Source organism: Xanthomonas bonasiae, from assembly GCF_014836395.1.
Lineage (GTDB): Bacteria > Pseudomonadota > Gammaproteobacteria > Xanthomonadales > Xanthomonadaceae > Xanthomonas_A > Xanthomonas_A bonasiae.
The window spans coordinates 203,178-215,782 of sequence record NZ_JACSQX010000003.1; the positions used below are offsets into that span (position 1 = coordinate 203,178).

The window sequence follows — 12,605 nt, forward strand, 5'->3', positions numbered from 1 at the left end:
ATGTCCCGCACCGTCTTCTGCCAGTACCAGCAACGCGACGCCGAAGGGCTCGACTACGTGCCGTATCCCGGCGAACTCGGCCAGCGCGTGTTCGCGCAGATCGGCAAGGCCGGCTGGCAGGCATGGCTGGCGCATCAGACCATGCTGATCAACGAGAACCGGCTGTCGCCGCGCGATCCCAAGCACCGCGCATTCCTGGAAACGGAACTGGAGAAATTCCTGTTCCAGGGCGGCGCGCCCAAGCCCGAAGGCTACGTGGAACCCGAACAGGAATCCTGAGCCCAGGCAAGCCACGCCCCCTGTAGGAGCGGCTTCAGCCGCGACAGAACCCATCCGCAAAGTCCGCCGCAGCCGCAGCCACTCCTACACGCTGCGCCCGCCCGCTTCGATAGCGACCGCAGAACGCCTGACGCCGACGCTACTGCGCCGGCGCCGGCTGCTGCGACCGCTCCTGCACCTTGGCCTCGCGCAACTCCTTTTCCGAGGTACGCAGCGCTTTCACGTCGAGCGGGCGAATGCTCTGGATGCGGCACGGCAGGCGGATCGCGCCCGGGCTGCCGCCGATCACCAGCACGTCGTCGAAACGCGCCGACACCCGGTCGCTGAAGTGGGTGATGGCGATCGTCGGCGCAAAGTCCAGATCGGGGCAGCGGCCGCTCAGCTCCAGCAGATAGGCCTGGTTGGGCCGCGTCCACACCGCCAGCGCGCTGTCGCCGAGCGCGGTCCAGCCGCTGATCCGGTTGTAGTACTGGAAGTCGCGCACCGGCGCGGCGGCGTGCGCGCGGTACAGCGCCAGGCGCTCGTCGTCGCTGATCCGGTTGGTGGCGCAGCCGGCCAGCGCGGCCAGTCCGAGCAGTGACAGCAAGAGACGTTTCATGGCGAATGCTCCGGTGGCGATGCGCGAATGATGCACCCGCGCCATGCCGTGCCGCGTGCGTGCGCGCAGCGCGTTCAGCCACAAGGCAGCTGGCGGACCGAAGCCGCGGCGGGGGCCCAACCCCGTTGCCGGCCATCGCGCGTTTGCAGCCTCGGACCCACACCGAGCGCCCACCATGCAACTACGCCCGCACTGCACCGCCCTGCCGTCCCTGATCCTCGCCGCGCTGCTGGCAGGCTGCAGCACCACCAGCGACGATCGCGTCGCCGCACGCGCGCCGGCGGCGATCGATGCCGCCGCCGTGCCCGAGGCCTACATCCCGAGCGAACGCCTGGCCGAGCCCGCGCCGCCGCGGATGCTGGCCCCGCCATCCCCACCCGCGCCGCCGGCGCAGGCCGCAGCGTCGGTCGCGCCGTCGGTGGCCGGCAATACCGGCATCGACGTCTACATGCCTATGCCGCCGCTGGACCGCGAACGCTACGAACATCCAACCGACAACCCAGTGCACAGCGCGCGCGAACAGCCGCTGTCCACCTTTTCGATCGACGTGGACACCGGCAGCTACGCCAACGTGCGGCGCATGCTGCGCGATGGCCAGCGCCCGCCCGCCGATGCGGTGCGCGCCGAGGAATTCATCAACTACTTCGACTACGCGCACCCGGCGCCGCGCGACCGCGACACGCCGTTTCGGGTATCCACCGAGCTGGCGCCCGCGCCGTGGAATCCACAGCGGCAGCTACTGATGATCGGCATCAAGGGCTACGACGTCCCGCGCCAGGCGATGCCGCCGGCGAACCTGGTGTTCCTGATCGACACCTCCGGCTCGATGGAAAGCGCGGACAAGCTGCCCTTGCTCAAGCAGGCCTTCGCCATGCTGGTGCCGCAGCTGCGCGCGCAGGACCGCGTCTCGATCGTGGTCTACGCCGGCGCGGCCGGACTGGTACTGCCGCCGACGCCCGGCGACCGCCATGCCGAGATCCTCGCCGCGCTGCAACGGCTGCAGGCCGGCGGCAGCACCAACGGCGGCGACGGCATCCGCCTGGCCTATGCGACCGCGCGCAAGAGTTTCGTCGCCAGCGGCAGCAACCGGGTGATCCTAGCCACCGACGGCGACTTCAATGTCGGCACCATCGACCGCGGCGCGCTGGAGACCCTGGTCGCCGACCAGCGCCGCAGCGGCGTGGCGCTGAGCACGCTCGGCTTCGGCCGCGGCAACTACAACGACGCGATGGCCGAACGCCTGGCCGACGTCGGCGACGGCAACCATGCCTACATCGATTCGGCGCGCGAGGCGCACAAGGTGCTGGTGCAGCAGATGCAGGCCACGCTGCTGACCATCGCCCGCGACGTCAAGATCCAGGTCGAGTTCAATCCGGCGCAGGTCGCCGAATACCGCCTGATCGGCTACGAGAACCGGTTGCTGGCGCGCGAGGATTTCGCCAACGACAAGGTCGATGCCGGCGAGATCGGCGCCGGCCACAGCGTCACCGCGCTGTACGAGATCACCCCGGTGGGCAGCGCGCCGCAGCGCCTGCCGGCCTTGCGCTATGCCGCACCGGCGCCGGCGGCGCAGACGCCGCTGCACGCCGGCGAACTGGCGCAGTTGCGGCTGCGCTACAAGCTGCCGGGGCAGGAGCGCAGCCGCCTGTTGCAGAGCACGATCGCGACCGCCGCGGCGACGGCACAGCCAAGCGCGGATCTGCGTTTCGCCGCCGCGGCCGCCGCCTACGCCGACCTGCTGCGCGGCGGTACCCACATCGATGGCTGGGACTGGGCGCAGGTGGCCGACGCGGCGCGCGCGGCGACCGGCGAGGACCGCAGCGGCGACCGGCGCGAGTTCGTCGAATTGCTGGCGGTCGGGCAGCGCCTGGCCGCGCCACAAGTGGCGGATGCGGTGGATGCGGCAGACGCGGCCGCAGCGGCGGCAGCGCAGGTGTCCACGCGCTGAGCGCAGGCGTGCGCAGGCTGCGCACGCCCCGACATGAGCAGCCGCAGACGCCGGCTCAGTCGCCCGCGCCTGCCGCCACGCTCAACGCTGCGCGGTCTTCGCCGATTCGCAGAAGCGCTGCCGGTACTCCATCGCCTTGGGCATCAGCGCCTGCAGGTTCTGGATCCGCGTGCCCGGATTCGGGTGCGTGGACGAGAACTCGGGCGGCGCCTGGCCGCCGCTGCTGGCGCTCATCCGTTCCCACAGCGGCACCGCCTCCTGCGGATCGAAGCAGGCCGCGGCGGCCAGCATCAGCCCGACCTCGTCGGCCTGGGTCTCGTGGCTGCGCGCGTACGGCAGCAGGTAGCCGTAGCCCATCGCCGCCATCGCCATCTGTTGCTGTTGCGGGTCCATGCCGCTGGCCGCGCCGGCCATCTGCCCGATCTGGGTCAGCTTCTGCTGCGCCATGCGTTGCGCACCGTGGCGCAGCAGCGCATGCGCGATCTCGTGGCCCATCACCACCGCCATCGCATCGGCATTTTTGGCCACCGGCAACAGCCCGGTGTAGACCGCCATCTTGCCGCCGGGCAGGCAGAACGCATTGGCCTGCTCGGACTCGATCACGTTGACGTCCCAGTCGAAGCCGCGCGCATAGTGCTTGGCCTGCATGCCGTGCTCGGCGGCCAGCGCGTCCTCGACCACGTCGACCTTGGCGATCAGCCGCTGCGCGATCGCGCGCACCTGCTGCGCCACCTGCGATTGCGGATCGACTGGATGTTCCTGCGCCAGGATCTCCTGGTAAGCCTGCAGGCCCAGCGCCTTCTCGTCCTCGACCCCGAGCGCATTGTCGATCAGCACCTTCTCGCCGGTGTAAGGATCCTCGCTGCGATTGGAGAACCAATAGAAGCCCGCGTACACGGCGAAACCCAGCAGCACCAGCCAGCGCACCCCGCCCAGCGGCCCGCGACGGCCTCCGCCCTGTTCCCCGCCCTGGCGGCCGAAGACGTTGCTCATGTCCAATCCCCTTGCTGGCTGGTGGGCGGCGATGGCGCCTGCCTGTGCCGCGCACTGTAACGACGTGCGGTGCGCGGCCGCGTCAAATTCCGCGCACCAGGCGAAAACCGACCCTGGCGCTGGTGGTGTCGGAGTCCTGCATCAAGCGCCAGGCGGCACGGGTCTGCTCCGGCGCGTTGGCCCAATTGCCGCCGCGCACCACCCGCGAGCGGCAACCGGGGTTGTACCAGGCGGCGCCGTCGGCCGGCGCGCGGCGATAGCTGGAATGCCAGCAATCGGCGACCCACTCGCTGAGGTTGCCGCCCATGTCGTGCAGGCCCCAGGCATTGGCCTTGAAGCTGGCGACCGGCGCCGGCCCCCAGAAACCGTCGGCATAGCCGACGAAGGCGTTGTTCCAGTGCCGGCCGCTGGGCGAGACGTCGCCGCCGCCGGTGAAGTTGCCGGCGCCGCGCGGCGGCGTGCCGGCGTTGCCCCACGGATAGCGGCCGCGGCCGCCGGCGCGCAGCGCGTATTCGAACTCGGCCTCGCTGGGCAGCCGGTAGTGGCGCCCGGTCTGCTGCGACAGCCACGCCGCGTAGGCCTCGGCATCGCGCACGCTGACGTGCATCACCGGGCTGTTAGGCGCGGCGCGCGCGCCGTTGTAGCCGGACTGCCAGTCGGTGCCGCTGCGGCGCACGAAGTTGCCGCTGCGCTCGTCGTAGACGATCGAATGCCCGCGCCGGGTCGCCCGCGGCCGCGCGCCGCTGACCTCGACGAAGCGGCGGAACTCGGCCACGGTGACCTCGGTGATCGACATCGCGAAACCGCGGTCGAAGCGCACGTAGTGCAGCGGCTGCTCCGCCGGCATCGCGCCCGGCTCGGTCGCGCTGGCGCCCATGCGGAAGCCGCCGTGCGGCACCACGATCATCTGCGGCCCGCGCTCGCCGTTGCTCATGCCGTCGGTGAACACCTGGCCGGGGCGGAAGCTGCCGTAGTGGGTGGCCAGGTCGATGCGCTCGCGCAGCATCGCCGCCACCGGATCGCCCGGATCGGCGATGCGCAGCACCTCGCCCAGTTTCTCGCGCGCCGCCTTCAGTCCGGCCGGCGTGGCCAGGTCGCGCAGGCCGGCGTCGCGCAGCGCGGCGATGCGCGCGGTGCGCACGCCTTCCACCCGCGCACGCGCGTCGCGCACGGTGGCGGCGGCGTCGCGGATCCGCGCCGCGCGCGCCAGCCAGCTGCCGGCGGCGGCGAAATCGGACACCGTCGCGGCCGCCTCGGCGCGCCGGATCAGCGCGCTCTCCACCGCCGCCACGCCCTGCCGCGCACGCGCATCGTCCGCGTCCAACTGCAACGCTTCGCGGAAGTTGGCGAGCGCGCCGTTGCCGTCCTCGCCGAGCCGGCCGGCGCGCAGATCGTCTTCGCCGGCGCGGTTGTAGGCCAGCACCCGCTGCGCGGTCTCCACCCGCTGCTGCAGGCGCCGCACCGCCGGATCGTCGGCATCCAGCGACAGCGCCACCATCGCGATGCGATCGGCGCGCTCGAGCGCCTGCTCCTGCTGCTCCGATACGCGCAGCAGGTCGCCGCCGAGTTGCAGCAGCCGGCGCCGCGCCTTGCGCAGGCCGTCGCGCGCGACCGGGTCCTGCGGCGCCAGCGCGCGGATCGCCAGGTACAGCGGGATCGCCGACTGCGCGTCCTCGAACAGGCGGTCCTCGGCCAGCGCGCGCGCGGCGTCGCGGCGCGCCTGCGCCAGTTGCGCGCGCTCGAGCGTCGGCAGCGGCGGCTGCCAGCGCGCCACCGTCTCGGCGGCATCCTCGCCGCCGATGGTGACACTGGCCGCCTGCACCGGCTTGCCGGCCGCCGCTGCCGCCGCCTGCGCCGGCCTGGCGGGCGCAGGCTTGGTGGGCTGGGCCGGTGGCGCGGGCGCCGGTCCGCTGCAGCCGCACGCCAGCGCGACCAGCAGGGTCCAGGCGATCACAGGGCCGCTCGTACGCACGCTTCCTCCCAACGACATTGGCCTCCCGATGGCATCCGCGCCACTCCGTCCGTGCGGCCGGCGGGCCGACGTTAGGCTATTCTCGCCTGCCTGAGCAAACCCTGCATTCGACGGAAACCACGTGCCCTATTGGATCAAGCAACCCGCCGAGCTGGCCGAACGGCTGGCGCAGCGCCCGGCCAGGATCGGCCTGGATACCGAATTCGTTCGCGAACGCACCTACTGGCCGCAACTGGCGCTGGTGCAGATGGCGGTGGCCGACGAGATCCTGCTGATCGACCCGCTGATTCCCGGCATGCCGCAGGCGCTGGCGCCATGGCTGTCGGACCCGTCCATCCTCAAGGTCATGCACAGCGCCAGCGAAGACCTGGTCGCGTTCAAGTGCGCCTGCGGCGCGCTGCCGCGGCCCCTGTTCGACACCCAGATCGGCGCCGGCCTGGCCGGCATCGGCGCCGGCATGGGCTACCAGAAGCTGGTGCTGGAAATCACCGGCGTGCACCTGGCCAAGGGCGAAACCCGCTCGGACTGGCTGCGCCGCCCGCTGTCGCCGGCGCAGCTGGACTACGCCGCCGACGACGTGCGCCACCTGTTCGCGATCCACGACGCCTTGCAGCAGCGGCTGCAGACGCTGGACCGCAGCGCCTGGCTGCACGAGGACGGCGAGCGCCTGCTCGGCACCGTGGAGCACGACGAAGGCGAGCGCTGGCCGCACCTGGGCATGCGCTCGGCGCAGTTCATGGACCGGCCCTCGCAGCAGCGCCTGCTGCGCCTGCTGCGCTGGCGCGACGTGCAGGCGCGGCACAGCGACAAGCCGCGCAGCTGGATCCTGGACAACGAACTGGCCGCCACCCTGGCGCGCTTCCCGCCGGCCGACCGCCAGGAGCTGCAGGCGCTGCTGGACAAGCACCCCAAGGCGCCGCGCAAGCTCGGCGACGCGCTGTGGCAGGCGCTGACCACGCCGCTGCCCGACGAGGCGGACGCGCCGCTGGCGCTGGCCTCCAGCGACGACAACAAGGCGGCCTTGAAACGGCTGCAGGACGCGGTATCCGCACGCAGCGCCGAACTCGGCCTGCCCGACGGCCTGCTCGCCTCGCGCAAGCACCTGGAAGCCTTGCTGGAAAGCGGCCAATGGCCGCAGCCGCTGGCCGGCTGGCGCCGCCGCGAACTGGAAGCGACGCTGCAGCCGCTGCTCGGCAGCGCGGGCTGAGGGATTCGAGGGTATTTGGTATTTGTAGGAGCGGCTTCTGCCGCGACGGGCGTTACCGATAACGTCTGTCGCGGCTGAAGCCGCTCCTACAGGGATCCGTCGCCCGCGAACAGCGGCGCAAGAGTCACAGCGACGACCATGCCGCCGCCCGGCCTTCGGTCAATCCAGGCGCATTCCCTTCATCGAACGCTTCTCCGCCACGGTGTATCCGCGGCAAAACGCGGGCGACGCCAAGGCCGCATAAAACCAGCGCGCATAAAAAAGGCCAGGAAGCCTGGCCTTCTTCGACCGATCAGTATTTGACCAGCGGGAACTTCAGATCCGGATGGCGCGCCTTCCATTCGTTGTAGGCGGCGGTCCCTTCCCATGCGGCGAACGCCTTCGGCGTGCGGCCGCGGCCGGACCAGGTCTCGCCGGTGTGCGGCAGCTGGTACTTCGGCTTGACCTCGCTGCGGCCGCCGGCGGACTTGGCGCTGGCCACCTTCGGCGCGGCGCTGGTCACGTAGGCCGCGATCTCGTTGCGCTGCTTGGCGCTGAAGAACTCGGCGAACTGCTCGAGCAGCGACAGGATGTTGGCGTGCGCAGCGCTGGTCTCGCCTTCGCGCGCCTGCTTCTCCTGCTCTTCCAGCTTGCGAATCTCTTCGTGCAGTTTGGCCTTGGCTTCTGCGATCTGCTGCAAGTTGCGAACTTCCGTCATTTTTCAAAGACCCGTGGATAAAAGATTTGGAACGGACGGAATATTTCATCCGGAACGACGAAATCGTCTGGCGAGGATTTCGGCTCACGATTATATCGGCTCTGCCCGGCGGCTGCCCGGATACGGCGCCTCATTTCCGCGTTCAGCGGCAGCCCCAACCGCAGCCGACCGGCAGCGATGCGAAGGCGCCGCGCCGGCGCCTCGCATCGCCCCTCTTGGCACGCATGCCCCGGGCCAGTTAGACTATGCGTCTGATGTGGGGCGGTAGCTCAGCTGGGAGAGCGTCGCGTTCGCAATGCGAAGGTCGAGGGTTCGATCCCCTTCCGCTCCACCATCTTTCCGTCCTAGACGGTGCAAACAAGGCCAGAAAGCCCTGCGACATAAGGCTTTCCGGCCTTTTTTGTTTCCGAGGCAGTCTAGCCGAGACCGCGCAAATCCGGCGGTAGCTGACGGTAATTTTGGCGGTAGCGAGGGCATCCCCTACCCTGTTACCGCCAAGGAGCCGCCCAATGCCTCTCACCGATACCGCCATCCGTAAAGCGAAACCCACCGCTACGCCCCAGAAGCTGCGCGACGGCAACGGCCTGTATCTCCTGCTACGGCCAGACGGCGCACGCTGGTGGCGCTACGACTATCGCCGCCCGGTCACCGGCAAGCGCAACACCCTGTCGTTCGGCACCTACCCGGAAGTGAGCCTCTCGGACGCGCGGGAGAGGCTGGCTGAAGCGCGCCGCCTACTCGCGGCCAAGATCGACCCCGGCGAACAGCGGAAGGCCGTCAAGGCCGCTGGCGAGGCCGCCGCCGCGAACAGCTTCGAGGTCGTCGCCCGAGACTGGTTCGCCAAGCAGCAGAAGGATTGGAGTACCCAGTACGCGGACAAGATCATCCGCCGCTTACAGAGCGACATCTTTCCCTGGATCGGCAGCAGCCCCATCGCAGCCATCACCGCCCCGGAACTGCTGAAGCACCTGGAGCGGATCGAACAGCGAGGCGCCATCGAGACTGCTCATCGAGCCTTGCAGACCTGCGGCGCAGTCTTTCGGTACGCAGTGCGTACTGGCCGGGCCGAAGCCGATCCGACAGGTGCATTGAAAGGAGCGCTGACTCCCTGGCGGTCCATGCCGTTCGCTGCTGCCACCACATCGGATGAAGCGACGACCGTGCTGCGGAAGATTGACATCAGCACCAGTCGGCCAGTGGTTAGGAGTGCCCTGCGACTGGCACCGTTGCTGTTCGCTAGACCTGGCGAGCTTGTCCGTATGAGGTGGACGGAGCTAGACCTTGATGCCAGACAGTGGCGTTACTTTGTGACCAAAACCAAGCGCACCCATATCGCCACCCTCTCGACTCAGGCAGTGGAAATTCTTCGCGACCTACAGCCATTAACTGGGCGCGGCGAGTTCGTTTTCCCTGGTGGGCGCGACCCGCGCAAGCACATGTCTGGCAACGCCATTCTAGTAGCCGCGCGACGCTGTGGTATCGAGAAAGACGAAAGCACCATCCACGGATTCAGACACATGGCAAGCACATTGCTAAACGAGATGGGCTATTGGAACCCCGATGCAATCGAAGCAGCCCTAACCCACAAGATGCCCGGCGTGCGCGGCATCTACAACCAAGCTCAGTACCTGGAGGAACGCCGAAAGATGATGCAGGCATGGGCGGATTACCTCAACACACTGAAAGCTGACGCCACTAGCAAGGTCGTTCCCTTCAAGCAGAGAGTAGCGCAAAGCATGCTCTGAACTGAGGTCTAGGCGCTCCCTCGAGTGCCCCATCCTCACCTATGGACGGGTGCTGATATCAATTGGACACCGCACCATTTAGCTAAATACAGCGATGACGCTGGTAACTCGATTCCCTACGGCCGCTATCCACCTACAAGCGACCCCGTGCGTACCCCGCATAGGCGACGTTCGTGAAGGTCTGCCTTGCCATCGGGTCAACGTCCCAACAACGCGATTGACGGTTCTTGCGTTCCGGTAATATTAAAAGGAAAGTCATAGCCACCAAGGGGACCCCATGAAGTTGAAGTCAATGACGGTAGCGAACTTCCGCTGCTACAAGAGCCCACTCACGGTGACGTTCGACGATCTCACTGCTCTTGTTGGACGGAACGACGCCGGCAAATCAACACTGCTGGATGCGCTAGACGTTTTTTTCAACGACAAGGCTCTCGACAAGAACGATGCCTCGAAAGGAGGAGTAGCCAAGGCAGTAACCGTCACATGCGTGTTCTGGGACCTGCCCAACGAACTGATCCTTGACGAAACTGCTTCGACCAGCCTGGGTGGCGAATATCTACTCAACGCGGACGGCGAGCTGGAAATCACGAAGGTCTACAACTGCTCAATCGAGAAGCCGAAGCTCACTGCCCTACGTCTGAAGGCTGTCCATCCCAGCGCCGAAAAGGTCAAGGACCTAATAGCTCTGAAGATCGACGAACTAAAGGCTCGGGCCGAGGAGGTTGGCGTGGATATGTCATTGGTCAACAGGACTGTGAAGCGCGATCTGCGATCAGCCATTCGTACCAAAGTCGGGCAGCTGGAGACAGTTGTTAGTGATCTGCTTATCGGCGGTGATGGCGTTGACGACAAGAGTAACTCGATAAAGGTGTGGGATGGTTTAAAGGCGACGCTGCCGCTCTATGCGTTGTTCAAGAGCGACCGCCAGAGTTCCGACCAGGATTCTGAAGCACAAGACCCGCTGAAGATTGCCATCAAGGAGGCGGTCGCTGCAAAGGCTGTGGAACTACAGGCGGTTATGACGTTCGTAGAGCAGGAAGTTAAGAAAGTAGCCGATCTCACGCTGCAGAAGCTGAAGGAGATGGATGCGGCTGTCGCAGACACACTGGCCCCGAAGTTCGAGAAGCCGAACTGGGCCACGCTTATCAAAGCCAGCATTACAGGCGACGATGAAATCCCGTTGAATAAGCGGGGAAGTGGCGTGCGTCGCCTAATCCTTCTGAATTTCTTCCGGGCGAAGGCCGAGCGGGTCATGCGGGAGAGGGGGGCGCAGTCAACCATCTACGCTATCGAAGAGCCGGAGACCAGTCAGCATCCGCACAATCAGCGTCTGCTGATGCGGGCATTGCAGCAGCTTGCCGTGGGCGACGATCAGGTGATCGTCACAACGCATACGCCTAACCTGGCGCGTTCACTCTCGAGTACCTGTTTGAGATTCCTAAGCAAGGATGCAAATGGCGCTAGGAGCATCACCATCGGCGGCGGGGACGCAGTCAATAAGGCGATAGCCGACAGCCTGGGTGTATTGCCGGATCACACGGTAAAGGTGTTTATCGTTGTGGAAGGCATCCATGACATTACTTTTATAAAAAGCCTGTGCAAGATGTTCCGGTCGCATGGGACCCCAGTTCCTAACCTCGAAGCACTGGAGCTGACAGGCGAAGTGGTGTTCGTGCCGTCTGGCGGGGCGGGCAATCTAGCGCTGTGGTCCTCACGTCTGCATGCACTGAATCGTCCAGAGTTCCATCTTTATGACCGTGACGCCCCCTCCGGTGCCCCTGCCAAGCATCAAGACAAAGTGAATGCGGTGAATCAGCGCGCCGGCTGCAAAGGGGTTTCGACATCAAGAAATGAGATGGAGAACTTCGTCCATCATGCGGCGATCAACGCATGTGCGCAGGCGCTGCAACTTGCGTGCAATCTCGCGGGGCCGTTTGGACCTGACGATGATGTTCCGGCGCTGCTGACAGCAGAACTCAATCTGCACGCCCCTGCTGGGGCCAGGTGGGGACACAACAAGGTGAAGGCGTGGCTAGCCGACGTTGTGGTGCCGGCAATGGACGCTCACATGCTTGGCCAGATTGATCCGGCCGGGGAGATGCGCGGATGGTTGTCGGACATTGAGCTGATGCTTGCCCCGCCTGAAGTACCGTAGGTCGCATCCTTACGCGCAGTCGGGATGCCCCAATGAAGTCATGCACGCATGACCGCTACTGGCCGAGAGCAGATGTTTGTTTAGAACCAGCGCAATGCCCGGGCGCAACCGGCACTGATGCTTAACTGAACCAGAATTTGCCCCCAGGCTCTCGCGATTCAAATAATTGGCTTACTACCCATTGCCCGATGCAACAAAATGAATGACTCGCGGGCCCGCACAAGCCCCAGCCTTATTTCCGTGATGGCTTCAACAGGTTTATCCATGAAGTAAGCCACGTCTTCTGGTGATCCGATCATGCCTTCCAACACTTCAAGGTGCGTCCCCGCAATTAGTGGATTTGCGACCTTGCCATAACTCAGGGACTTGGCAAGGCTCTTGAGGCAGATCGCCATGAAGTACGTTTTCTCTGCGGCATCATGCCCAGCATTCGCTGCGACCAAATCCGCTTTAGCCTTAACTGCTGAAGCAAGTGCATCCACGGCATTGATACTTTGGCGGAACCTCCAGAAGTTCCAAAGGTAGCGTGCAAGCCAAAGACCCACTGCACATACTGCAACCATTCCTACGAGCTCAAGCATTGCGCCTCCTGCGTCAACGGCATCTGTATCATTTCGGTGGCTACTGCTGACTGGGCGAACCATTGCACTGGAACTCAACGGTCACTCGCCTTGATCCGCAGTTTCCGAATCCTCGGCGCGACAGGCATTCGGTACTCTGCGAACCAAACGGCTCTGCGCCCTTGTACCCCCAATTCCTGCACTTCTGAGCGGCAAGCTGGACGGCCTCTTGTTCGCTCAAGTCGGGGCGCTGGAACTCATTGCGCTCGTACGAAAGCGCAATCACACCATCTGCGCGGCTCGCTTTGGTTACCAGCCAGTCGGCGTGAGTGGCACATGCGCCGACAAGCAGCCCGACGGCCGCCGCACCGCAAAACTTCAATTTCATGGTGAATCCCCTTGGCATTCGGACCTTGGTTGTACAGGGCAGTCGCAGAGCTGTCCTAGCGCT

Annotated in this window: 11 protein-coding genes and 1 tRNA gene; 6 read left to right on the forward strand and 6 right to left on the reverse strand. The window is 66.0% G+C overall.

Annotated features, from left to right (window positions below):
• Positions 1–279 (forward strand): oxidative damage protection protein, encoded by a 279-nt coding sequence (locus H9658_RS05840; RefSeq protein WP_191824688.1) that lies wholly within the window; start codon positions 1–3, stop codon positions 277–279.
• A 139-nt stretch (positions 280–418) separates the two neighbouring features.
• Here H9658_RS05840 and H9658_RS05845 read toward each other — a convergent pair whose 3' ends face one another.
• Positions 419–877: a DUF6491 family protein gene (locus tag H9658_RS05845; RefSeq protein ID WP_191824689.1), complete on the reverse strand. Its 459-nt coding sequence runs from the start codon at positions 875–877 to the stop codon at positions 419–421.
• Between the two features lie 175 nt (positions 878–1,052).
• Here H9658_RS05845 and H9658_RS05850 point away from each other — a divergent pair, with 175 nt between their 5' ends.
• A complete protein-coding gene (locus tag H9658_RS05850; protein ID WP_191824690.1) occupies positions 1,053–2,825 on the forward strand; it encodes a vWA domain-containing protein in 1,773 nt (590 codons plus the stop codon).
• An 81-nt stretch (positions 2,826–2,906) separates the two neighbouring features.
• Here H9658_RS05850 and H9658_RS05855 read toward each other — a convergent pair whose 3' ends face one another.
• The gene (locus H9658_RS05855; protein ID WP_191824691.1) at positions 2,907–3,818 is read right to left on the reverse strand and encodes a M48 family metallopeptidase; all 912 of its coding nucleotides are present in this window, start codon (positions 3,816–3,818) and stop codon (positions 2,907–2,909) included.
• Positions 3,819–3,900: 82 nt separating this feature from the next.
• A complete protein-coding gene (locus H9658_RS05860; RefSeq protein WP_191824692.1) occupies positions 3,901–5,808 on the reverse strand; it encodes a formylglycine-generating enzyme family protein in 1,908 nt (635 codons plus the stop codon).
• Between the two features lie 103 nt (positions 5,809–5,911).
• Between H9658_RS05860 and rnd the strand changes: the two genes are divergently transcribed.
• The gene (gene rnd / locus H9658_RS05865) at positions 5,912–6,997 is read left to right on the forward strand and encodes a ribonuclease D (protein ID WP_191824693.1); all 1,086 of its coding nucleotides are present in this window, start codon (positions 5,912–5,914) and stop codon (positions 6,995–6,997) included.
• A gap of 292 nt (positions 6,998–7,289) precedes the next feature.
• On the opposite strand, the gene H9658_RS05870 is transcribed toward rnd, so the two are convergent.
• Positions 7,290–7,694 (reverse strand): H-NS histone family protein, encoded by a 405-nt coding sequence (locus H9658_RS05870; protein WP_191824694.1) that lies wholly within the window; start codon positions 7,692–7,694, stop codon positions 7,290–7,292.
• Positions 7,695–7,952: 258 nt separating this feature from the next.
• Between H9658_RS05870 and H9658_RS05875 the strand changes: the two genes are divergently transcribed.
• From H9658_RS05875 to H9658_RS05885, 3 genes are all read left to right on the forward strand, one after another.
• A tRNA-Ala gene (locus H9658_RS05875) sits at positions 7,953–8,028 on the forward strand.
• Positions 8,029–8,203: 175 nt separating this feature from the next.
• Positions 8,204–9,439: a tyrosine-type recombinase/integrase gene (locus H9658_RS05880; RefSeq protein ID WP_191824695.1), complete on the forward strand. Its 1,236-nt coding sequence runs from the start codon at positions 8,204–8,206 to the stop codon at positions 9,437–9,439.
• Positions 9,440–9,716: 277 nt separating this feature from the next.
• Complete coding sequence (locus tag H9658_RS05885; protein ID WP_191824696.1) at positions 9,717–11,594, forward strand: ATP-binding protein; 1,878 nt, start codon at positions 9,717–9,719, stop codon at positions 11,592–11,594.
• Between the two features lie 158 nt (positions 11,595–11,752).
• On the opposite strand, the gene H9658_RS05890 is transcribed toward H9658_RS05885, so the two are convergent.
• Positions 11,753–12,175: a hypothetical protein gene (locus tag H9658_RS05890; protein WP_191824697.1), complete on the reverse strand. Its 423-nt coding sequence runs from the start codon at positions 12,173–12,175 to the stop codon at positions 11,753–11,755.
• A 40-nt stretch (positions 12,176–12,215) separates the two neighbouring features.
• A complete protein-coding gene (gene yecR / locus H9658_RS05895) occupies positions 12,216–12,542 on the reverse strand; it encodes a YecR family lipoprotein (RefSeq protein WP_191824698.1) in 327 nt (108 codons plus the stop codon).
• Between the last annotated feature and the right edge of the window lie 63 nt (positions 12,543–12,605).